Origin of the sequence: Polymorphobacter sp., assembly GCF_048007885.1 — a bacterium.
In the GTDB taxonomy this organism is placed as follows: Bacteria; Pseudomonadota; Alphaproteobacteria; order Sphingomonadales; family Sphingomonadaceae; genus Sandarakinorhabdus.
The window spans coordinates 2,108,137-2,126,674 of sequence record NZ_CP180346.1 but is presented as its reverse complement, the minus strand read 5'-3'; the positions used below and the strand labels follow the sequence as shown (position 1 = coordinate 2,126,674).

22 protein-coding genes, 1 tRNA gene and 1 riboswitch are annotated in these 18,538 nt (G+C 68.4%); of the genes, 9 read left to right on the top strand and 14 right to left on the bottom strand.

Annotated elements, in window-relative coordinates:
* Positions 1–32: 32 nt before the first annotated feature.
* The 5 genes from ACMVO5_RS10180 to ACMVO5_RS10160 form a co-directional block, all read right to left on the bottom strand.
* Positions 33–803 carry an ABC transporter ATP-binding protein gene (locus tag ACMVO5_RS10180; protein ID WP_416907402.1) on the bottom strand — a complete coding sequence of 257 codons (771 nt, stop codon included), beginning with the start codon at positions 801–803 and terminating at the stop codon, positions 33–35.
* Entirely contained in the window at positions 800–1,756 is a 957-nt protein-coding gene (locus ACMVO5_RS10175; RefSeq protein WP_416907401.1) for a FecCD family ABC transporter permease, read from the bottom strand. Before ACMVO5_RS10175 ends, ACMVO5_RS10180 begins: the two co-directional genes overlap by 4 nt.
* The gene (locus tag ACMVO5_RS10170; RefSeq protein ID WP_416907400.1) at positions 1,753–2,547 is read right to left on the bottom strand and encodes an ABC transporter substrate-binding protein; all 795 of its coding nucleotides are present in this window, start codon (positions 2,545–2,547) and stop codon (positions 1,753–1,755) included. The genes ACMVO5_RS10175 and ACMVO5_RS10170 overlap by 4 nt, the downstream gene beginning before the upstream one ends.
* Entirely contained in the window at positions 2,547–4,421 is a 1,875-nt protein-coding gene (locus ACMVO5_RS10165) for a TonB-dependent receptor plug domain-containing protein (protein WP_416907399.1), read from the bottom strand. The genes ACMVO5_RS10170 and ACMVO5_RS10165 overlap by 1 nt, the downstream gene beginning before the upstream one ends.
* Before the next feature lie 150 nt (positions 4,422–4,571).
* Positions 4,572–4,774, bottom strand: a riboswitch (cobalamin riboswitch).
* Complete coding sequence (locus ACMVO5_RS10160) at positions 4,772–5,695, bottom strand: kinase (RefSeq protein WP_416907398.1); 924 nt, start codon at positions 5,693–5,695, stop codon at positions 4,772–4,774. (Overlaps the previous riboswitch by 3 nt.)
* On the opposite strand from ACMVO5_RS10160, the gene ACMVO5_RS10155 reads away from it, so the two are divergent.
* On the top strand, positions 5,684–5,896 hold the full coding sequence (locus tag ACMVO5_RS10155) for a hypothetical protein (RefSeq protein WP_416907397.1): 213 nt from the start codon (positions 5,684–5,686) through the stop codon (positions 5,894–5,896). The two genes, ACMVO5_RS10160 and ACMVO5_RS10155, sit on opposite strands and share 12 nt — an antisense overlap.
* Here ACMVO5_RS10155 and ACMVO5_RS10150 read toward each other — a convergent pair.
* From ACMVO5_RS10150 to ACMVO5_RS10140, 3 genes are read right to left on the bottom strand one after another with little or no spacing between them, the layout of a single operon-like run.
* Positions 5,856–6,611: a hypothetical protein gene (locus tag ACMVO5_RS10150; RefSeq protein WP_416907396.1), complete on the bottom strand. Its 756-nt coding sequence runs from the start codon at positions 6,609–6,611 to the stop codon at positions 5,856–5,858. The two genes, ACMVO5_RS10155 and ACMVO5_RS10150, sit on opposite strands and share 41 nt — an antisense overlap.
* Before the next feature lie 15 nt (positions 6,612–6,626).
* Positions 6,627–7,160 carry a hypothetical protein gene (locus ACMVO5_RS10145; protein ID WP_416907395.1) on the bottom strand — a complete coding sequence of 178 codons (534 nt, stop codon included), beginning with the start codon at positions 7,158–7,160 and terminating at the stop codon, positions 6,627–6,629.
* Between the two features lie 44 nt (positions 7,161–7,204).
* The gene (locus ACMVO5_RS10140; protein ID WP_416907394.1) at positions 7,205–7,978 is read right to left on the bottom strand and encodes a DUF2092 domain-containing protein; all 774 of its coding nucleotides are present in this window, start codon (positions 7,976–7,978) and stop codon (positions 7,205–7,207) included.
* 120 nt (positions 7,979–8,098) lie between these two features.
* Here ACMVO5_RS10140 and ACMVO5_RS10135 point away from each other — a divergent pair, with 120 nt between their 5' ends.
* Positions 8,099–8,230 (top strand): hypothetical protein, encoded by a 132-nt coding sequence (locus ACMVO5_RS10135; protein ID WP_416907393.1) that lies wholly within the window; start codon positions 8,099–8,101, stop codon positions 8,228–8,230.
* A gap of 20 nt (positions 8,231–8,250) precedes the next feature.
* Complete coding sequence (locus tag ACMVO5_RS10130; RefSeq protein ID WP_416907392.1) at positions 8,251–9,177, top strand: formylglycine-generating enzyme family protein; 927 nt, start codon at positions 8,251–8,253, stop codon at positions 9,175–9,177.
* A gap of 4 nt (positions 9,178–9,181) precedes the next feature.
* On the opposite strand, the gene ACMVO5_RS10125 is transcribed toward ACMVO5_RS10130, so the two are convergent.
* A complete protein-coding gene (locus tag ACMVO5_RS10125; RefSeq protein WP_416907391.1) occupies positions 9,182–9,892 on the bottom strand; it encodes a Crp/Fnr family transcriptional regulator in 711 nt (236 codons plus the stop codon).
* A gap of 188 nt (positions 9,893–10,080) precedes the next feature.
* On the opposite strand from ACMVO5_RS10125, the gene ACMVO5_RS10120 reads away from it, so the two are divergent.
* Both ACMVO5_RS10120 and ACMVO5_RS10115 read left to right on the top strand, forming a co-directional pair.
* Complete coding sequence (locus ACMVO5_RS10120) at positions 10,081–11,583, top strand: arylsulfatase (RefSeq protein WP_416907390.1); 1,503 nt, start codon at positions 10,081–10,083, stop codon at positions 11,581–11,583.
* A 63-nt stretch (positions 11,584–11,646) separates the two neighbouring features.
* Positions 11,647–12,495, top strand: a complete 849-nt coding sequence (locus ACMVO5_RS10115; protein ID WP_416907389.1) for a bile acid:sodium symporter family protein — start codon at positions 11,647–11,649, stop codon at positions 12,493–12,495.
* A 13-nt stretch (positions 12,496–12,508) separates the two neighbouring features.
* On the opposite strand, the gene ACMVO5_RS10110 is transcribed toward ACMVO5_RS10115, so the two are convergent.
* Positions 12,509–12,859, bottom strand: coding sequence for a DUF1622 domain-containing protein (locus ACMVO5_RS10110; RefSeq protein ID WP_416907388.1), 351 nt, complete (start codon positions 12,857–12,859; stop codon positions 12,509–12,511).
* A 45-nt stretch (positions 12,860–12,904) separates the two neighbouring features.
* Between ACMVO5_RS10110 and ACMVO5_RS10105 the strand changes: the two genes are divergently transcribed.
* On the top strand, positions 12,905–13,360 hold the full coding sequence (locus tag ACMVO5_RS10105; protein ID WP_416907387.1) for a YidH family protein: 456 nt from the start codon (positions 12,905–12,907) through the stop codon (positions 13,358–13,360).
* A gap of 20 nt (positions 13,361–13,380) precedes the next feature.
* Here the strand turns inward: ACMVO5_RS10105 and ACMVO5_RS10100 are convergent, their stop codons facing one another.
* Together ACMVO5_RS10100 and ACMVO5_RS10095 are read right to left on the bottom strand one after the other, a co-directional pair.
* Positions 13,381–14,037 carry a hypothetical protein gene (locus ACMVO5_RS10100; protein WP_416907386.1) on the bottom strand — a complete coding sequence of 219 codons (657 nt, stop codon included), beginning with the start codon at positions 14,035–14,037 and terminating at the stop codon, positions 13,381–13,383.
* 119 nt (positions 14,038–14,156) lie between these two features.
* Positions 14,157–14,231, bottom strand: a tRNA-Gly gene (locus tag ACMVO5_RS10095).
* A gap of 177 nt (positions 14,232–14,408) precedes the next feature.
* On the opposite strand from ACMVO5_RS10095, the gene trxA reads away from it, so the two are divergent.
* Genes trxA through ACMVO5_RS10080 form a run of 3 tightly spaced genes read left to right on the top strand, consistent with a single transcriptional unit; the run spans position 14,409 to position 16,192 of the window.
* Complete coding sequence (gene trxA / locus ACMVO5_RS10090) at positions 14,409–15,314, top strand: thioredoxin (protein ID WP_416907385.1); 906 nt, start codon at positions 14,409–14,411, stop codon at positions 15,312–15,314.
* Positions 15,311–15,997 (top strand): LON peptidase substrate-binding domain-containing protein, encoded by a 687-nt coding sequence (locus tag ACMVO5_RS10085; RefSeq protein ID WP_416907384.1) that lies wholly within the window; start codon positions 15,311–15,313, stop codon positions 15,995–15,997. Before trxA ends, ACMVO5_RS10085 begins: the two co-directional genes overlap by 4 nt.
* Positions 15,998–16,000: 3 nt before the next feature.
* On the top strand, positions 16,001–16,192 hold the full coding sequence (locus ACMVO5_RS10080; protein WP_416907383.1) for a Trm112 family protein: 192 nt from the start codon (positions 16,001–16,003) through the stop codon (positions 16,190–16,192).
* On the opposite strand, the gene rpoN is transcribed toward ACMVO5_RS10080, so the two are convergent.
* The gene (gene rpoN, locus ACMVO5_RS10075) at positions 16,189–17,664 is read right to left on the bottom strand and encodes an RNA polymerase factor sigma-54 (protein WP_416907382.1); all 1,476 of its coding nucleotides are present in this window, start codon (positions 17,662–17,664) and stop codon (positions 16,189–16,191) included. The genes ACMVO5_RS10080 and rpoN overlap by 4 nt on opposite strands.
* A gap of 14 nt (positions 17,665–17,678) precedes the next feature.
* Positions 17,679–18,467: an LPS export ABC transporter ATP-binding protein gene (gene lptB, locus ACMVO5_RS10070; protein WP_416907381.1), complete on the bottom strand. Its 789-nt coding sequence runs from the start codon at positions 18,465–18,467 to the stop codon at positions 17,679–17,681.
* Between the last annotated feature and the right edge of the window lie 71 nt (positions 18,468–18,538).

The window sequence follows — 18,538 nt, the reverse complement described above, 5'->3', positions numbered from 1 at the left end:
TCTCCCTTTTGGAGCTTGCTTAGGCGAAGGGCTCAGGCGCGGCCACCCGTTACAATGAAGCGTTGGCCATCCGGGAGATGGCCGATGTGGGCGGCGACGCCGTAGGTCTGGGCGATGAGCGGGGGGGTGAGGACGGTGTCGGGCGGGCCCTCGGCGACGACTTCGCCGGCGCGCATGAGGACGACATGGTCGGCGATGCGGGCGGCCTGGTTGAGATCGTGGAGGACCAGCGCGACGCCGGCGCCGGCGCTGGCGGCTTTGCGCAGGAGCGCCAGCACATCGGCCTGATGGGCGGGATCGAGGCTGGCGAGCGGCTCATCGGCCAGCAGCCAGCCGGGCTGGCCGGCAAGCACGCGGGCGAGGAGCGCGCGGCTGCGCTCGCCGCCCGAGAGCGTGTTGACGACGCGGCCCGCGAGCGTGGTGAGGCCGGTCTGTTCGAGCGCGCGGGCGACGGCGGCGGCGTCATCCGGGTGGCCCGAGAAGCGGCCGCGCCAGGGGGTGCGGCCGAGCGTGACGAGGGTCTGGACGTCGATATCCCAATGAATGTCAGCGCTTTGCGGGAGATAGCCGATGGCGCGGGCGCGCTGGCGGGGGGCGAGCGCGGCGAGGGGCTGGCCTTTGAGCGTGACGGTGCCGCTGTCGGGCGTGCTGAGCCCGGCGAGGCAGGCGAGCAGGGTGGACTTGCCGGCGCCGTTGGGGCCGAGGATGGCGGTGATCTGGCGTGGGGCGAGGCCGAGCGAGACGCCGGCGAGCGCGCGGGTCTGGCCGCGCAGGAGGTGGAGGGATGAGGCCGCGAGCGTCATGGCAGGCGCTTCCGGAAGCGCAGCAGCAGGGCGATGAAGAAGGGGCCGCCCAGGAGCGACATGGCGATGCCGAGGCGAAGCTCGGCGGCGCCGGGGGCGAGGCGGACCAGCGCATCGGCGGTGACCAGCAGCACGGCGCCGGCCAGCGCCGAGGGCAGCAGCACGGCCGAGGGACGGTGACCGGCGAAGGGGCGGACGAGATGCGGCACGATGAGGCCGACGAAGCCGATGACGCCGGCGACCGCGACGCCGGCGCCGACGCACAGGCCGACGCCGAGCACGATGGCGGCTTGCAGGCGCAGCGGCTCGACGCCCATCGAGCGGGCGGCGGCTTCACCGAGCGTGAGCGCATCAAGGGCGGCGGCCTGACGCCAGAGGATGAGACTGCCAGCCGCGATGAGCGGGGCGGCGAGCCGGACATCGGCCCAGCTGCGATCGGTGAGCGCGCCCATCAGCCAGGTCACGATTTCGGCGGTGGCAAAGGGCGTGGGGGCGAGGCTGATGACCAGTGCGGTGAGGGCAGCAGCGATGCTGGAGAGGACGACGCCGCCCAGCGTGAAGAGGATGAGGCTGCCGCTGCGGCCGACGAGCAGGACGAGGAGCGCCATGGCGGCGGCGGCCCCGGCAAGCGCGAAGCCGGGGAGCGCTGCGGCGAGGCCGAAGAACAGCGCGGTGACGGCGCCCAGCGCTGCACCGGCGGAGACGCCGAACAGGCCGGGGTCGGCGAGCGGATTGCGCAGATAGCCCTGCATGGCGGCGCCCGAGAGGCCGAGGCCGGCGCCGATGAGGGCGGCGAGCGCGAGGCGGGGCAGGCGCAGCTCGAGGATGATGAGGAAGCGGGGATCGGCGGTGTTGAAGGCGGCGAGCGGCAGCCAGAGCTTGCCGGCGACGAGCGACAGGGCGGCGGCGGCAAGCAGGGCGGCGGCGAGGCCGAGATGCAGGCGGGCGCTCATGACAGCGCGTCCCGGACGGCGGCGAGGCGGGCGAGCGCGCGGATGATGGTGGGGCCACCGCAATAGAGGAGGTCGGCGTCGAATTCATGAACGGCGATGCGGGCGCGGAGCGGGCGCAGCACGGGATGGGCGAGCATGCGGTCAGCGCTGTCATCGGATGTGGTGAGGAGCAGGCGCGGCGGCTGCATCACCAGCCGCTCAAGGGGCAGGACATCCCAGCGCGCGAGGCCGAGGCGGGCGCTGACGTTTGTGAAGCCGGACAGCGAGAGCATGTCATCGACGAGCGTGCCTTGGCCCGGCACCAGCCCGCCGCCCATCCAGACCAGCGCCGGGACCGGGGGGCCTGTGTGGTGGGCGTGGGCAGCGGCGGCTTCGATGCGCGCGGCCAGCGCCTCGCCGCGCGTGGGCTGGCCGGCGGCGGCGGCGACGGCGCGGACCTGGGCGAGGCTGTCCTCGATCGTGTCGGGCACGCCGAACTGGACGAGGCGGATGCCGAGGCGGCGCAGCGCGGCGACGGTGGCAGGCGCCACATGAGGCCCGGCCATGACGATATCGGGGCGGAGCGCGACCGCTTCTTCGGCCGTGCCGGCGGTGGCGGGGAAGCGGGCGGCGATTTCGGGCGGGATCGAGGCGGCGCGGGGATCTTTGGAATAATGGCTGATGGCGGCGATCTGGCCGGGGGCGGCGACCTCGACCAGAATCGCGTCGATGCAGGGGTTGAGCGAGACGATGCGGGGGGCGGCGCTGGCTGGCGCGGCAAGCAGGAGGAGCAGGGCCAGCCCGCGGCGCATCAGTAGGCCGCCCTGATACCGACAAAGCCGGCGCGGCCCGGCTGGCCGAAATTGCGCGCGGTCTCGTAGCGCGCATCGAAGAGGTTTTCGATGCGGCCGTAGAGGGCGAGGGCGTCGGTGAGGCGGAACGCGGCGCGCAGGTCGGCCAGCACATAGCCCTGGAGCCGCGCGGTGTTGGCGGCATTGTCGAAGCTTGGGCCGATATGGGTGAGGGTGGCGCCAAAGCTGAGCCGGTCGCTGGCTTCGACGTCGATGAGGGCATTGAGGGTGTGTTCGGGGCGGCGGGCGAGGCGGTTGCCGAAATTGGCCGTGCCTTCGGAGCGGTTGGTTGTGTCGGTCCAGCTGTAATTGGCTTGCAGGGTGAGCGCGTCGACCGGGCGCAGCAGCAGGGTGAGCTCGACGCCCTGGGCGCGGGCGCGCTGGACATTGTCATAGGTGCCAAACGGGCGGTTCTCGCAGATGCCGGTGCTGGTGGGGCAGGCGATGAAGTCGATCAGGTCCTGCGAGACGCGGCGGTAATAGGTGGCGCTGACTTCGCTGCGTTCGCCGAGCGCCTGGGTGAGCCCGGCGTCCCAGCCCTGCGCGCGTTCGGGGCGGAGGCTCTGGTTGCCGAAATCGCTTTGCAGCTGGAACAGCGAAGGGGCCTTGAAGCCTTCGGCATAGCTGGCCCTGAGGGTGGTGCCGGGTCGCAGTTCGAACACGCCGCTGGCGCCCAATGTGGTGGCGACGCCGAAGCGGTCATGCTCGTCATGGCGCAGGCCGGCGGTGAGGGTGAGGCCGGCCATGGGCGCTGTGACAAGCTGGGCATAGGCGCTGTCGAGCCGGGCGCGGCCATTGGTTACCGCGCCGAAGCCGGCCGTGGTGAAGCGCGAGGTCTCGCGCTCGAGGCCGGCGGTGGCCTGCCAGCCTTGGGCGATGTCGAGAATGGCCTGATATTCGATACGCTCGTTGCGGCCGTCGGCGGCGAAGGCCTCGAGGCCCTGATTGTCGTTGCGGCGGCGCGTGTCGGTGAGGGCGACGCCGAGGCGGTTGCGCAGCCGGCCGTCCAGCAGAGCGACGTTGAGGCCGGTGTAGGCGACGATTTCACGGGTGTCGGTGGTCTCCAGCGTGTCCCCGAAGGCGAAGCTGGGCGGGGCGAAACCGTCCTGATCGTTGCGGCCATCCGAATACCAGCCGCGCGCGTCGAGCGAGACGGCGTCGGAGAGGGCGAGGTTGAAATTGGCGTTGGCGCCGAGGTTTTCATAGCCGTCACGCTCAAGGCCGCCGCGCGCTTCGCTGAACGCCGACAGGCCCTCGGTGCGGAACCAGCCGGCGCCGACGCTGGCCGAGAGCGGGCCGAGCTTGCCGGCGATGTTGCCGACGAGCTGGCCGGTGTCGCGCCAGCCCGTTTCGCCGCGCAGGTTGAGGCTGAGCTGTTCGGTGGGTTGGCGGGTGATCATGTTGACGACGCCGCCGATGGCCTGGCTGCCCCAGAGCACCGACTGGGACCCGCGCAGCAGCTCGATGCGCTCGATGTTGCCAATGAGAAGATTGCCGAAATTGAAGCCGCCGGCGGGCGAGGCGAGGTCGTTCAATTTGACGCCGTCGATGAGCGCCACGGTCTGGGCGCTTTCCGCGCCGCGGATGAAGGCCGTGGCGGGGCCGCCGGGGCCGCCGTTGCGGCTGATGGTGACGCCCGGCAGCGTGCGCAGCAGATCGCTGACCGTGGCAGTCTGGCGGCGGGTGAGTTCGGCCGCGTCAAGCACCGACAGCGACTGGCCGACGCGGGCGAGCGGCTGGGGGGCGCGGTTGGCGGTCACCACGATGGTGTCGGGCGCTTCGTCGGCGCGCGCGGGCGCGGCGACGAGAAGGGAAAGGGCAATGAGATGTCGCATGGGGCCTCCTGTGGGAACAACAGGGGGCAGCGCGCGCCAAGGGCACGGTCTTTCAGGCCATGAAAAAGCGAAACCGCCTTCACGCACGCCACCTCCTTCGATGTCGTCACGCGAGGCGAACCTCGATCATGCGGAAAACCCCGTCCGCCTGAAGGACCGACCGCGACAGGCAGGTCTCCTGGCTCCCGGGTCAGCGCGTCCGCTCCGCCTTCCCAGCAGCTTGCGCCGCCAGTGGCATGTGGAGCGACCGCTCGCCGGTCACAGTTGCGGGCACAGCGTCGGATGACCGCATGATGCGGCTTCCGCCTTCCCTATTATCCCCCTCTCGGGGGACCTGTCGCGTGACTGCCTTAGCCCTGTGCCGGGCCGTCTGCAAGCAGCTGGCGATTCGGGCCGAGGCGGATGACGGCGCCGGGGCGGCGGTGGCCGGCGAGCATGCGCCGGGTCAGCCGCTCATAATGCTGGACGAAGCGGGCGACCCAGGCGCGGCGGGCGGGCGGCAGGCGGGCGGGCGTGGTGCCGAGCAGCGTGGCTTCCTGCTCCAGCCGCCAGCGGGGCACGACCTCAAAGCCGGGCGCATCGAGGTGGAGGAAGGCGTCGGCCCGGTCCCAGAGCTGCGCATAGCCGCTTTGGAGCGCGGCTTCCTGCCAGCCGCGCCACTGGCCGTCGGGATCTTCTTCGGCTTCGAGGGCATTGATCGGTGCGGGCTCCGGCGCGGGCGCGGGCCGGACGCCCATCAGCCAGCCTTCGATGACGATAGCGTGGGGTGCTGCGGGCGCGCGCGGCCACTCGGCCTTGGGGGCGCGGTCATCAAGGCGCTTGTCGAAGCGGGGGATTGCGGTTTCGTGGCCGCTGGCGAGCGCGTCGAGGGTGTCTGCCAGCAGGGCGAGATCATGGGTGCCGGGCGGGCCGCGGGTGGCGCAGAGCGGGTGAATGCTGGCGGCGAGGCGCTGGCGGGCGGCTTGGGTGAGATAGACATCATCGAGGCTGAGGGTGGCGATGCGGAGCTGCGGATGGGCGGCAAGGGCGGCGATGGCGGTGGATTTGCCGAGGCCCTGCGCGCCGGAGACCATGAGCAGCGGGGGACGGGCGGCGGCGGCGACCTGCGCCTCCACCCAGGCCGCGAGGCGGGCGGGAAGGCGGGCGGGGGGCGTATCGGGCGGGGTGGTGATGGGGGCCTCCTTCGGGCCTGGGGCCGCGATGTGAGTGTCTACGATGTTTCGGGGCGGTGATGAACCATGAGCGGCGCTGGCGCGGGGGTGATGTTCAGCCATGACTTTGCCGGCGACCCGGCGACAGCGCGGAAGCTTGAGGCCGAAATCAGAATCAATGCCCTTGCGCCGCTGCGCCTGACCCATGAAGCGCTGCCGCTGCTTGAACGCAGCCGCGTGGCGCCGGCATTCATCTTCGTGCAGCGCCGGCCGGCTGCTTCGATCAGAAGCGGAATTCGAGGCCGAGCGTGGGGCCGTGGGTGACGGCGTCGAAGAGGAAGCGCTCGCGGCCTTCGCCTTCATCATATTGGACGTAGATGAGGCGGTAGCCGGCGAGGAGCGAGGCGCCCTTGCCGATGCGGTAGCCGATCTGCGGCCAGACATTGGCGGAGATGTCGCTGCCGACCGAGAAGCCGCCGACATCGGCCATGACCATCACATCCCATTTTTCCGACAGCTCGGAACGGAAGCGGATGCCGACCAGCGGCTCGTGCCAGCTGCGGTTGCGCGAGGCGCCCGTCAGGCCGGGGGTGGGAACGGCGCCGTCCAGCGGCTGGGGGCAGACGGTGTTGCAGTCGAGTTGGAGGCCGAAATCGGTGACCTTGTAGCCGACATAGATTTCGGCGCGGGGATCGATGCGCTTCATGAGCATGACGGTATAGGCGGCCTGATGGCCGTTCAGCAAGATGTTGCGCGTGTCGTCGTTGGTGACATCGATGTTGAGATAATTGGCGTCGAGGACAAGGCTCCAGTCGTCATTGCTGACTTCGACGGCGCCCATGACACCCCAGTTGAGCTTGCTGAACACATCGGCAGGGCTGCTGCCGATATTGGTCTGAAGCTCGCCGACGCCGAATTTGCCGTCGCTGTAGGGCGCCATGAAATAGGGGTTGACGATCACCTCCCACGGCGCAGCGGCGGCGGGGGCGGCGAGCGAGCTGAGGCCGAGCAGGCTGGCCGTGAGGACGAGGGCGCGCATGGCGGGATGGGGGCCTTATTGGGGCGGGGCGACGACTTGATAGCCGCCCTGGACCTGCTGATAGGCCACGCCGTTGCAGTTGAGATAGGGCTGGCCGCCGACGTTGATCGGCTCGCAATCGTCCGGCTGGTCCTTGACCACGTCGCCGATGACGGCGCTCACCACGGCGACGCCGGCGGTGACGGCCGCCGTCTTGCCGACGAACTCGAGGAAGTCATTGTCGTCGTCATCATAGCGGGGGCTGCCGTAATAGTTGCCGCCGTTGTAATAGCCGCCGCCGGGGTTGCCGCCGACAACAACGGTGTTGCCCGCGACCACATTGTTGCCGCCACGACGCGAGCTGTTGCGCGAGTTCGAATTGCTGCGCGTGTTCGAGTTGCTGCGCGCGTTCGACCGGCTGGAGGTGGCAGCGGGCTTTGTTCTCTGGACGCTGCTGCGGGCGGCGCGCGTTTCCTTGCCGGCACGGGAGGGCGCGGCCGAGGTGGGGACGGACAGGGCGAGAGCGCCGAGGCCGACACCCAGAAGGGCGGTGATGATGATGCGCTGCATGATGATCTCCTGAAGAATCCGGGCCGTATGACTCCGGGTGGGGGTCAGCGGATGGCCGTGGTGACGCCTTCAATGGCGACGGCGGTGTCCTCCGGGCGGGGCCTGTAGACGAAACTGGCCGGATCGATCTTTGGCGTGAGGTTCCAGAGCAGATCGGCGGCATAGCGCAGGCCGGGCTGTTCCCGCTCGGTGATGACCATGCGCAGCGGCAACGGACGGTCGCCTTCGGTCATCCAGATCTGGAAACTCACCTCGGGCATCTGATAGGCATATTGCACCACCTTCTGGCCGCGCACCATGCTGTCGCCGACGCGAAAACCCGCGCTGGGCTGGTCGGTGACGGCGGTTTCGGAGCCCCAGCGAAACAGGTCCTGCAGCGGGAAGTCGATGCCGAGCTCGTCATAGGCGCGGCGCAGCACCTCGGAGACCGTGCCTTCCATGGGAAGGTTGATGTATTTGGCGGCCATGAGGCCGACGACCGTGATCTGCTTGCCGTCGTAGAACACCTTGCGGTGGGTGCTGTCGGTGGCAATGTCGACCGCGATCCGGCCGGGCATCTCGACGAGGAAGGTCGTGTCCTGCCGGAATTCGAGCGGCGGGCTGTTTTCAAAGGCGCGTTCGAGGCGGGCCTGCGAGGTGACTTCGAACTGCTTCAATTGGCGCAGCGAATAGCCAAGGCGGTTGAGCGCCAGCATGGCATCAGGCTCGAGCGCGGGCGTTTCTGTCTGCGCCTGTGCCTGGGCGGGCGCGGGCGGTGCTGCTGCGGCTGCCAGCAGGGCCATTGCCGCTGTGGCGGCCATCACAAGTCGTCTTGCCATCGGTTCTTCCTTCTCTGACCGACGATATGGATAGGCGCAGACGGCCGGCGACATTGCCCATTTTCTGGTAATCGCGTGCTCCGGATCGGCTATGTTTCATGCACCTGGAGGACATCAGCCATGGCAAATCTTCGACTCCCGTTGCCGGCAAAGGAAGACCGGCGGTCGCGCATGCTTCCCGTGCTGGTGATGGGGGCGGTGCTTGGCGTGTTGGCGCTTCTCGTGTTGACGCCGTTTCTGATCGGGCGCTGACGATGGGGGCCGGCGATTCGATGATCCGGCTTCCCGGCGGCCGCTTTCGCATGGGGTCGGACGTGCATTACCGGGAGGAGGCGCCGGCCCATGAGGTTGTCGTCTCGGGCTTCTGGATCGATCCGACGCCCGTCACCAACGCGCAGTTCGCGGCCTTTGTGGCGGCCACCGGCCATGTGACGGTGGCCGAAGTGGCGCCAAAGGCTGAGGATTATCCCGGCGCGCTGCCGGACATGCTGCACGCCGCAAGTCTGGTGTTCATGCCCACCGCTGGCCCGGTGCGGCTCGATGACTGGTCGCAATGGTGGAGCTGGACCTTCGGCGCCTCATGGCGCCACCCGCTGGGGCCGGACAGCAGCATCGAGGGGCTGATGGACCATCCGGTGGTGCATGTGGCGCTGGCTGATGTGGAGGCCTATTGCGCCTGGGCGGGCAAGGACCTGCCGACCGAGGCGGAATGGGAATATGCCGCCTGGGGCGGGATGAGCGGCCATGAATTTGCCTGGGGAAATGCGCTGGAGCCGGATGGCCGGCATATGGCCAATGTCTGGCAGGGCGAGTTTCCGCACCAGAATTCGCTGGCGGACGGATATCTTCGCACCTCGCCGGTCGGGCACTATCCGCCCAACGGGTTCGGGCTTTACGACATGATCGGCAATGTGTGGGAATGGACGGCGGACTGGTACAGCGCCCGCCACGCCGCCGATCCGAAACGGCCCTGCTGCGCGCCGGAAAATCCGCGCGGTGGCCCGAAGGAGGCGAGCCTTGATCCGACGCAGCCCGAGATCCCGATCCCGCGCCGGGTGCTGAAGGGCGGCAGCCATTTGTGTGCGCCGAGCTATTGCCGGCGCTATCGCCCGGCGGCACGCCATGCGCAGGCGATCGATTCGGCGGCCAGCCACATCGGCTTTCGCTGCGTGAGGCGCGACGACGGGCCGCCGGGCTGAGGCCTTATTCCTCCAGATCCATGAGGGCGCGCAGACCGCCCGGATCCTTGATCCGGATGCTGCGATAGCCGATCTCGATCAGCCCCATGCTCGCGAGGTCGGCAAGATAGGTGCCGAGCGTGTTGCGGGACATGACCGACGCTGCTGCGATTTCGGATTGCGGAACCCGGATTTCGGTATCGTCGCCCGGCCGCGGATTTTCGAAGCGGCAGCCGGCGATGCGCAGCAGGGTGCCGGCCACCCGGGTCTGGCCATTCTGGCGGGTGAGATCGACCATGACCGAGACGGAGATTTCATAGGCACTGTTCACCAGATGGGCGATGTGGCGCCAGAATGCCGGTTGTTCGTGCAGCAGCCGTTCGGTGGCCTGCTTCGGGACCAGAAGCCACAGGGTCGGTGTTTGTGCTTCGAGACTGATATTGCGCGACCCGCCAAGCAGCGGGCGGAAGCCGGCCCAGAAGCCGGCATGGACGAGGTGCACGAACCGGGTGTCCGGGTGCCCGGCCTCCATCGACACGGCGGCTGTGCCGGCTGCGATGGCGAGCAGGCCGCCGTCTGCATCGCCGGCATGGATGAAGGTATCGCCCGGCTGTGCCGATTTCCAGATACCGATCCCCAGGATCGCGTCCTGAAAGGCTGGCGGCATCTGGGCGAGCCAGCCCCGCTCGCGCAGGGCCGCCTCTCCTGCCGCCACCCGCTCGGGAACACGATGCAACAAGGCACTTCGGCTGACCATCTCACCCCCCGAGAAAGCATGTCGACGATATGTGATTGCCCCGATTTGGGCAACAGGAATGACCACGCCAGCCTAGTTCGGACAGGCCTATCGCAGGCGCGATAGCCGGACTTCGCCTGGTCCGGCCGCGCCATCATGCAACCAGCAGGCGCGCACAGGAGACGAGCATGCCCAAAGGAAAGCCCAATATCCTCATCATGTGGGGAGACGATATCGGACAATCGAACCTCAGCTGCTTCACCAAGGGGATGATGGGCTATCGCACGCCCAACATCGACCGGATCGCCAATGAAGGCATGCTGTTCACCGACTATTACGCCGAGCAGAGCTGCACCGCGGGCCGCGCCAGCTTCATCACCGGCCAGTGCGGGCTGCGCACGGGGCTGACCAAGGTGGGTCTGCCGGGCGCCGAGGCGGGGATGAACGACAAGGACCCGACGATTGCGCGGATCATGAAAGCCCAGGGCTATGCGACCGGGCAGTTTGGCAAGAACCACCTTGGCGACCGCGACGAGCATCTGCCGACGATGCATGGTTTTGACGAGTTTTTCGGCAATCTCTACCACCTCAATGCCGAGGAAGAGCCGGAGCTTCGCGATTATCCCAGCAAGGAGGATTATCCGAATTTCATGGCGAAGTTCGGCCCGCGCGGTGTGTTGCACTGCAAGGCTGACGGCAAGGGGGGGCAGAGCATCGAGAACACCGGCCCGCTGACCAAGAAGCGGATGGAGACGATCGATGATGAAGTGCTGGCGCTGACGGTGGACTTCATCAAGCGCCACAATGAGGCCGGGGTGCCGTTTTTTGTGTGGTTCAACACCACCCACATGCACTTCCGCACCCATGCCAAGCCGGAGAGCCTTGGGCAGTCCGGTCGCTGGCAGTCGGAATATCATGATGTGATGATCGACCATGACAAGGCGATTGGCGTGCTGCTCGACCTGCTGGACGAGCTGGGCATCGCGGATGACACCTTCTGCATGTATTCGACCGACAATGGGCCGCACTGCAACAGCTGGCCGGATGCGGGCACGACGCCGTTCCGCAGCGAGAAGAACACCAACTGGGAAGGCGCTTACCGGGTTCCGGCGATGGTGCGCTGGCCGGGCAAGGTGCCGGCGGGCAGCGTGTCGAACGACATTGTGGCGCATCTCGACTGGATGCCGACCTTTGCGGCGATGGCCGGGGCCGGTGACGTCAAGGCGGACTTGCTGAAGGGCGGGACCTATGACGGCAAGAGCTACAAGGTGCATCTGGATGGCTACAACATCCTTGATCACATCACCGGGAAAGGCCCTTCGCCGCGGCCGGGCTTCCTGTATTTCACCGATGATGCCGAGCTGGCGGGTCTGCGGTTTGATAACTGGAAGTTCGTGTTCATGGAGCAGCGCTGCCCCGGCACCTGCATGATCTGGGCGGAGCCGCTGACGACGCTGCGGCTGCCGAAGATCTTCAACCTGCGCACCGACCCCTATGAGCATGCCGACATCACGTCGAACAGCTATTGGGACTGGATGTTCGACCATGTCTATCTGCTGGTGCCGGCGCAGATGCTGGTGGGGCAGTTCCTCGAATCCTTCCAGGCGTATCCGCCGCGTCAGAAGGCGGCGAGCTTCAACCTCGCCGGGGTTCTGGAGAAGATGCATCAGGGCGCGACCGGCGGCGCCTGAGGCCAGCATCCGGCCGGGCGGCGCAAAGAGTGCCGCCCGGCCAATTTTTTGACAGGACAGGCAATGGACCCTGCCAGCATCCTGAAGCTTGCCATTGTCGGCAGCATCGTCCTCATCGTGCTGGCGATCGGCCTGTCGGCGCCGCCCGGCTCCATCCGCGCCGGCTTCCGCGATCCCGGCGCCATCTTGCGCGCCATGCTGGCGATGTTCGTGGCGCTGCCGGCTGTTGCCCTTGGTGTCAGCTGGCTGTTGCCGCTCGATCCGCCGGTCCGGGTCGGGCTGCTGGCGCTGGCGGTCTCGCCGATGCCGCCGATCCTGCCCGCCAAGGAGCAGAAGCTGGGCGGCGGACTCGACTATGCGCTGGCGATCCAGATGGCCGCGTCGGTGACTGCGCTGGTGGCGGCACCTTTGCTGATCCTGATTTCGGCAGCGATCTTTGGCCGGGAGGCCGGATTCGATGCGCTGGCGATGGCCCGCACCATCCTCATCACCATCGTGGCCCCTCTGACAGCCGGGATCGCAATTGCCGCCGTGGTGCCGGCGCTGGCCGCGCGGCTGGCCCGGCCTGCGCGGCTGGCCGGCATGGCGATGCTGGCCGTCGGACTTGTCATCGTCATCTGGAAGGCCTGGCCGGGGATTGTGGCAGCCGCCACCAGCGTGACCCTGGTGGCTATCGCGCTCATCACGCTGGCCGGTCTCGCCATCGGCCATGCGCTGGGCGGGCCAGAGGCGGGCAATCGCCATGCGCTGGCGGTGGCCACCGCGTCCCGTCACCCGGGTGTGGCCATTGGCCTCGCTGCGGCCGCCAGCCTTGAGCCGCGACAGCCGATTGTGGCGATCGTGCTGCTTTACCTGCTGGCCGGCGCGCTGCTGACCGCGCCCTATGGCCGCTGGGCCAAGGGCCGGGCGTGATGGCCAGATCGCCTCATTCCCGCTCTTCCTTGTTGCCGGCGAGCGACTCCAGATCGCGCATCAGAAAGAGGTTGAGGAGCGTCCGTATGGCGGCGATGACCGCCAATTTGCCGATCGCGTCCCAGGTCGGGGCGATGGTGCTGCGGATGATGTCGGCGGCCAGCGCGAATTCCAGCGCGAGCGCAAGCGCCGCGCCGAATTTCAGCCACACATCGCGCCGGATCGCCATTGCCGTCTCGCCGGTCGCCAGCATCCGCGCCAGCCGCGCTGCCGCTTGCAACGCCGCAACCGCGAGGATCAGCACCACCGCCGCCTCGATGACCAGCGCCACCAGCCCGGCGACCTCGAAAAAATATTCTTCCATCAGAATTTCCCCTTCCGAACAACGATATTCATGGAGATCCGGGCAATGAGTGATCCCGCCGGCCCCAACATTTCGACCCGCCTCGCCCAGCAGCGCACCTCGCTGGCCTTCGACCGCACACGGCAGGCGAGCGACCGCACCATGATGGCCACGCTCAGAACCAGCTTTTCGCTGATCGGCTTCGGATTCACCCTGTTTTCCTTCTTCCGCACGCTGGCGGCGCAGGATCTGCTCGGCCCCAAAGTGCCGGAGCGGGCACCGGCGCTGTTCGGGCTGACTCTCGTTCTGCTGGGCATATTGGTGCTGGCGCACGGGCTGTGGGCCGAGCGCCAGTTTCGCTTGCGGCTCGCTGCCCACCGCCAGCAGATGACGGACGAAGGCTTGATGCCGGCCGAAGCCCCCTTCCCGCGCGGCTCGATTACCGTCGCGGCGTTCCTGCTGCTTTTGATCGGCCTTTTTGCCGTGCTGGCGATGGCCGCAAGCCTCGGGCCCTTTGCCTGAATCGGGCGGGGCACTGCCGTTCAGCTGCCGAAGCTGAGCGGCAGCAGGGTGAGCGCGACCATGGAGGCCAGCGTCAGCAACGCTGCCAGCCCGATCATCATCCGCTGGCCCGCAGGGCGCTTCACAACGGTCGCCATACCGGCAAGAAACAGCGCACCCGCCAGTGCGACGGTCCAGCGATCATAGCGGTCGGCAATGACGCCGCTGCGGTTGGCGGCCTCGGTTTCCGTCTTCGCTTCGGCTGCCGCCGTTGCCGCCGGCCCTGACAGCAGGCCGACAAAGCCGGGGCGGCCGGCGCTTGATGCTGCCTGGCTCAGATCGTCGGGCAGCGAGCTGCGCCAGCGCTTGAACTCGGCATCAAATGGCGGCGAAAACTGGCGCTCGATGAAGCGGGCGCGCGCGTCCTGACCTTCGGCCACGGCCGCCATCCAGGCCACGAACAGGCCCGTCTGCTCCAGCTCGCGCTGCCCGGCGGCGATCGACAACTCGCTGCGCTGGGTGAGTGCGGCGTTGGCCCTGTGGAAATGTTCGGATTCGAGCCCCCCCCAGATGCCGCCCTGGAAACTGGCCCAGGCCGACAGCAAACCGGCGGTCGTCAGGATGGCGGCCGTCCACAGATCGAACCGGCCACCATCCGGGGCGCTGCGCTTGGGCCGGTTGACCTCGCTTTCGGGCATGTGTCTGCGATGGCATGGTCGCTGCCTGCGCATTGCGCGGAATTGGGCAGAGCCGGGCGACGGCGGACCATCGGCAGCAGCAGGCCCGCAGCACATCCAGTTGTCGACAGGGGAAACGCTGGAGCGGGCGAAGGGATTCGAACCCTCGACTTCAACCTTGGCAAGGTTGCGCTCTACCCCTGAGCTACGCCCGCGCCCCACATCGTGGAGAGGGCGGGCCATACAATGCCCCGCGCCCGCATGGCAAGCCCCAAATCTCGGGGCGTTGCAGGGGGCTGCGACGGCAGGGCCGGGCGGGTGCCCTTGGCAAGCGGCCCCCCAAGGCCCCATATGTGCGGGGAAGAGACTCAAACGAAGCCCGGAGACCTGCCTTGGCCAGCCTTGCCACCCCCGCCAGCGAAAAAGCCAGCCTGGAGGCGTTTCGGCGCGATGTGATCGAGGCCAGCCGGACGGCGCTGGTGCTGGTTGATTTCTGGGCGGAATGGTGCGGGCCGTGCAAGACGCTCGGACCCCTGCTGGAGCGGGTGACGGCGGCCAAGGCGCCCAAGGTGAAGCTGGTCAAGATCGATGTCGACAAGAACCAGAGCCTGGCAGCGCAGTTTCGCATCCAGTCGATCCCGACCGTTTATGCCTTTATGAACGGCGCACCGGTGGACGGGTTTCAGGGCGCGCTGGGCGAGCGCGAACTGACCGCCTTCATCGACCGGCTTCTGGCCGGCGCGCCGCCGAGCGCGGACGAGGAGGCGCAGGAGGCCGAGATCAAGGCGCTGGTGGATGCGGCGAACAACGCCAGTGCAGCGGGCGACCATGAGCAGGCGCTGGGCATTTTTGGCGCGATTTTGCAGCAATTGCCCGAGCGGCATGATGTGGCGGGGCATTTTGTGCTGGCGCTGCTGGCGGCCGGGCGGGCGGCGGATGCTGGTGCGGCGCTGGCGCAGATTCCGGACGATGTGAAGGACGAGACTGTGGCCAAGGCGCGCGCTGCGGTGGCGCTGGCTGCTGACGCGCCGGCGGCGGTGGACGTGGCGCCGCTGGAGGCCGAGGTGGCGGCGCATCCGGACGATCATGCGCGGCGCTTCGAGCTGGCCGGGGCCTATCTGGCGAACGGCAACCGCGACGCGGCCGCCGATGCGCTGCTGGCGATCATCGCGGCCGAGCGCGACTGGAACGAGGGCGCGGCGCGGGCCAAGCTGTTGACGCTGATCGAGGCGGCGGGGCTTTCGGACGCGTGGAGCATCAAGGTGCGGGCGCGGCTGCGCTCGATTTTGTTCGCATGAGCGGAGACAATGACATGGACAGCCTGCCGCTGCCGAGCGCGGTGCCGGTGTTTCCGCTGACCGGCGCGCTGCTGTTTCCGCGCGGGCTGTTGCCGCTCAACATCTTCGAGCCGCGCTATCTGGCGATGGTGCGCGACGCGATGGAGGCCAAGGGGGCGGCCAACCGCATCATCGGCATGATCCAGCCGCGCGCCGGGGGCAGCGAGACGCCGCCGCTTTATGAGGTGGGCTGTCTGGGCCGGATCAGCGATTTTCGCGAGACCGAGGATGGTCGCATTCTGATTGCACTGGTGGGCGTGTCGCGCTTCCGGGTGGCGGCCGAGCTGGACCGGACCACGCTCTATCGGCAGGTGATGACCGATTATCTGGGCTTTCAGGGCGACCGCGACGAGCCCGATCCGCTGAGTGCGGCGGCGCGCGCCAGCCTGGAGGAGGTGCTGCGCAGCTATCTCGACACGCAGGGGCTGGCCGCTGACTGGGACGCGGTGAAGGGTGCGGATGATGAGGCGCTGGTGACGACGCTGGCCTGTGTCTGCCCCTTTGACCCGGCCGAGAAGCAGGCGCTGCTGGAAGCCGAGACGCTGGCGCGGCGGGCCGACACGCTGACCACGCTGATGGCCTTTGCGCAGGGCCCGGATGGCCGTGGGCCGGGCAGCTTGCCCGATGGTCCGATGCTGAACTGAGCCATGGCCGAGGCAGCGGACCCGGACCCCGGCCTGCTCGCCATATTGGTCTGCCCGCTCACGCGCACGCCGCTGCGCTATGACCGGGCGGCGGGCGAGCTGGTGTCGGACAAGGCGGGGCTCGCCTATCCGGTGGAGGACGGCACGCCGATCTTGCTGGCCGCGCGCGCGCGCGAGCTGCCGCAGGCGGATTAGGCAGCGGCGAGCGCGCGGGCGCGGCGGCGCTCGACGCCAGAGCCGATGCCCATGGCGACGCGGTATTTGAGCACGGTGCGCCGGGCGATATCATAGCCTTCGGCCTGCAGGCGCTGGGCGAGCACTTCATCGGACAGCGGCTTGTCGCCCTCGGCGGCGATGAGTTTGGCGATCCGGTCCTTGACGGCATTGGCGGACGCGCCGTCACCATCACTGGAGGCGACGCCCGAGGAGAAGAACCAGCGCAGCTCGAACAGGCCCTGATCGCAGGCCAGATATTTGTTCGCGGCGACGCGGCTGACGGTGGATTCGTGGACTTCTATGGCATCGGCGATGGCGCGCAGCGTAAGCGGCTTCATGGCGGCGACGCCGGATTCGAAAAAGCCCTGCTGATGCTCGACCAGCGCCGTGGTGACGCGGACGATGGTGCGGGCGCGCTGATCAAGCGCCTTGAGCAGCCAATTGGCCTCGGCCAGACATTCGCCGAGGAAGCTGGTGGCGGCCTTGCCGCCGCCGCGCGCCAGCTCGGCGTGGTAATCCCGGTCGATGATCAGGCGCGGCAGCGTGGCCTGGTTGAGCTCGACGCGCCAGCCGCCACCCCGGGTGCGGCGGACGAAGACATCGGCGACGACGGGCGTGGCCGGGGTGCCGCCGTAGCGCAGGCCGGGCTTGGGATCATAGCCGCGCAGCTCGCGGATCATGTCCATCACATCCTCGCGGTCGCAGCCGGTGACGCGCATCAGGCCGGGGATGTCGCCGCGGCCGACGAGCGGCAGATGATCGATGAGCGCCTGCATGGCGGGGTCGAGCCGGTCGGCCTCGCGGGCCTGAAGGGCGATGCATTCGGCGAGGCTGCGGGCGCCGACGCCGACCGGATCGAAGCGCTGCACGGCTTCGAGCACGGCGGTGACCTCGGCCTCGGGCACGGACAGGCGGTCGGCCAGCTCGGTGAGGTCGGCCTCGAGGTAGCCGGCCTCGTCGATCATGTCGATGAGGTGGCCGGCGAGTGCCAGCGCACGGCCGGAGAGCGCGAGGCCGGCCTGCTGCATGAGATGATCGTGGAGCGAGACGCTGTCATCGCTCATCCGCTCGAAATCGGGGCCGTCGGCGCTTGGGGCGCTGCTTCGGTCAGTGTTCAGGCTGTTGGCGAGCGGGCTGCCGTCGAGCCCTTCGGCCTCCGGGGCGGGGAGCTCAAGCGGGGCGTCGGCGAGGGCCAGCGCGGGCTCACGGGCGAGCAGCTGGTCGAGCCGGTCGGAGTCGGCGGGGAGCTCGGGGACGGGCTCGGGCGCCCCTGTGTCAGCGGCGGGTTCGCCGGTTTCGGTGCTGAGCAGTGGGTTTTTCTCGAGCGCTTCGGCGATGAAGCTTTCAAGCTCGACATTGGTCAGGGTGAGCAGCTGGATGGCCTGCTGCATCTGCGGCGTCATCACCAGCTGCTGCGACTGGCGCAGCTCGAGGCGAGGACCCAGCCCCATGGCTCAGCCGCTCCTCACAGGCTGAAATCCTCGCCGAGATAGACGCGGCGGACGGTTTCGTCGGCGACCAGCGCCTGGGGCGTGCCTTCGAACAGCACGCGGCCGTCGTAGATGATGCAGGCGCGGTCGACGATTTCGAGGGTTTCCCGGACGTTGTGATCGGTGATGAGCACGCCGATGTCGCGGCTGCGGAGCTGGACGACCAGCGCGCGGATATCGGCGATGGAGATGGGGTCGATGCCGGCGAAGGGTTCATCGAGGAGCATGATCGAGGGGTTGGCGGCGAGCGCGCGGGCGATTTCGCAGCGGCGGCGCTCACCGCCCGACAGCGCCATGGCCGGGGCGGCGCGCAGCCGGGTGATGTTGAACTCGCCGAGCAGCTCTTCGAGGCGCGCGGCGCGCTTGGTCTTGTCAGGCTCGGCGACTTCGAGGACGGCGAGGATGTTCTGTTCGACGGTCATGCCGCGGAAGATGCTGGTTTCTTGCGGGAGATAGCCGAGGCCCAGCGCGGCGCGGCGGTACATGGGCAGCGCCGTGATGTCATGGCCGTCGAGCAGGATGCGGCCCGAATCGGGCATGGCGAGGCCCATGATCGAATAGAAGCAGGTGGTCTTGCCCGCGCCATTGGGGCCGAGCAGGCCGACGACTTCGCCGCGGCGGACCGAGAGCGAGACATCGCGCAGCACGACGCGCTTGTCGTAACGCTTGCCGATGCCATCGACGGAGAGGCCGCGCAGCGGGGCTTCGGCGGCGCTCTCGGGCGCGTCCGGCCGGTCTTCGGTGGCCTCGATCAGCTCTGCCATATCTACTCCTGGCGGCAAATGGCTCGGTCCTTGCATCCCCCCTATGCCTGCCATGCGGCGGCGCGCCAAGG

What these genes read in the sequence shown, in the direction of transcription:
- ACMVO5_RS10115 (WP_416907389.1), top strand. Translation starts at nt 11,647, where the DNA reads ATGGACCCTGCCAGCATCCTGAAGCTTGCCATTGTCGGCAGCATCGTC.
- ACMVO5_RS10140 (WP_416907394.1), bottom strand. Translation starts at nt 7,978, where the DNA reads ATGGCAAGACGACTTGTGATGGCCGCCACAGCGGCAATGGCCCTGCTG.
- ACMVO5_RS10130 (WP_416907392.1), top strand. Translation starts at nt 8,251, where the DNA reads ATGATCCGGCTTCCCGGCGGCCGCTTTCGCATGGGGTCGGACGTGCAT.
- rpoN (WP_416907382.1), bottom strand. Translation starts at nt 17,664, where the DNA reads ATGGGGCTGGGTCCTCGCCTCGAGCTGCGCCAGTCGCAGCAGCTGGTG.
- ACMVO5_RS10150 (WP_416907396.1), bottom strand. Translation starts at nt 6,611, where the DNA reads ATGCGCGCCCTCGTCCTCACGGCCAGCCTGCTCGGCCTCAGCTCGCTC.
- ACMVO5_RS10155 (WP_416907397.1), top strand. Translation starts at nt 5,684, where the DNA reads ATGTTCAGCCATGACTTTGCCGGCGACCCGGCGACAGCGCGGAAGCTT.
- ACMVO5_RS10180 (WP_416907402.1), bottom strand. Translation starts at nt 803, where the DNA reads ATGACGCTCGCGGCCTCATCCCTCCACCTCCTGCGCGGCCAGACCCGC.
- ACMVO5_RS10175 (WP_416907401.1), bottom strand. Translation starts at nt 1,756, where the DNA reads ATGAGCGCCCGCCTGCATCTCGGCCTCGCCGCCGCCCTGCTTGCCGCC.
- ACMVO5_RS10100 (WP_416907386.1), bottom strand. Translation starts at nt 14,037, where the DNA reads ATGCCCGAAAGCGAGGTCAACCGGCCCAAGCGCAGCGCCCCGGATGGT.
- ACMVO5_RS10160 (WP_416907398.1), bottom strand. Translation starts at nt 5,695, where the DNA reads ATGGCTGAACATCACCCCCGCGCCAGCGCCGCTCATGGTTCATCACCG.
- lptB (WP_416907381.1), bottom strand. Translation starts at nt 18,467, where the DNA reads ATGGCAGAGCTGATCGAGGCCACCGAAGACCGGCCGGACGCGCCCGAG.
- ACMVO5_RS10145 (WP_416907395.1), bottom strand. Translation starts at nt 7,160, where the DNA reads ATGCAGCGCATCATCATCACCGCCCTTCTGGGTGTCGGCCTCGGCGCT.
- ACMVO5_RS10170 (WP_416907400.1), bottom strand. Translation starts at nt 2,547, where the DNA reads ATGCGCCGCGGGCTGGCCCTGCTCCTCCTGCTTGCCGCGCCAGCCAGC.
- ACMVO5_RS10120 (WP_416907390.1), top strand. Translation starts at nt 10,081, where the DNA reads ATGCCCAAAGGAAAGCCCAATATCCTCATCATGTGGGGAGACGATATC.
- ACMVO5_RS10165 (WP_416907399.1), bottom strand. Translation starts at nt 4,421, where the DNA reads ATGCGACATCTCATTGCCCTTTCCCTTCTCGTCGCCGCGCCCGCGCGC.
- ACMVO5_RS10080 (WP_416907383.1), top strand. Translation starts at nt 16,001, where the DNA reads ATGGCCGAGGCAGCGGACCCGGACCCCGGCCTGCTCGCCATATTGGTC.
- ACMVO5_RS10110 (WP_416907388.1), bottom strand. Translation starts at nt 12,859, where the DNA reads ATGGAAGAATATTTTTTCGAGGTCGCCGGGCTGGTGGCGCTGGTCATC.
- ACMVO5_RS10135 (WP_416907393.1), top strand. Translation starts at nt 8,099, where the DNA reads ATGGCAAATCTTCGACTCCCGTTGCCGGCAAAGGAAGACCGGCGGTCG.
- ACMVO5_RS10105 (WP_416907387.1), top strand. Translation starts at nt 12,905, where the DNA reads ATGAGTGATCCCGCCGGCCCCAACATTTCGACCCGCCTCGCCCAGCAG.
- ACMVO5_RS10085 (WP_416907384.1), top strand. Translation starts at nt 15,311, where the DNA reads ATGAGCGGAGACAATGACATGGACAGCCTGCCGCTGCCGAGCGCGGTG.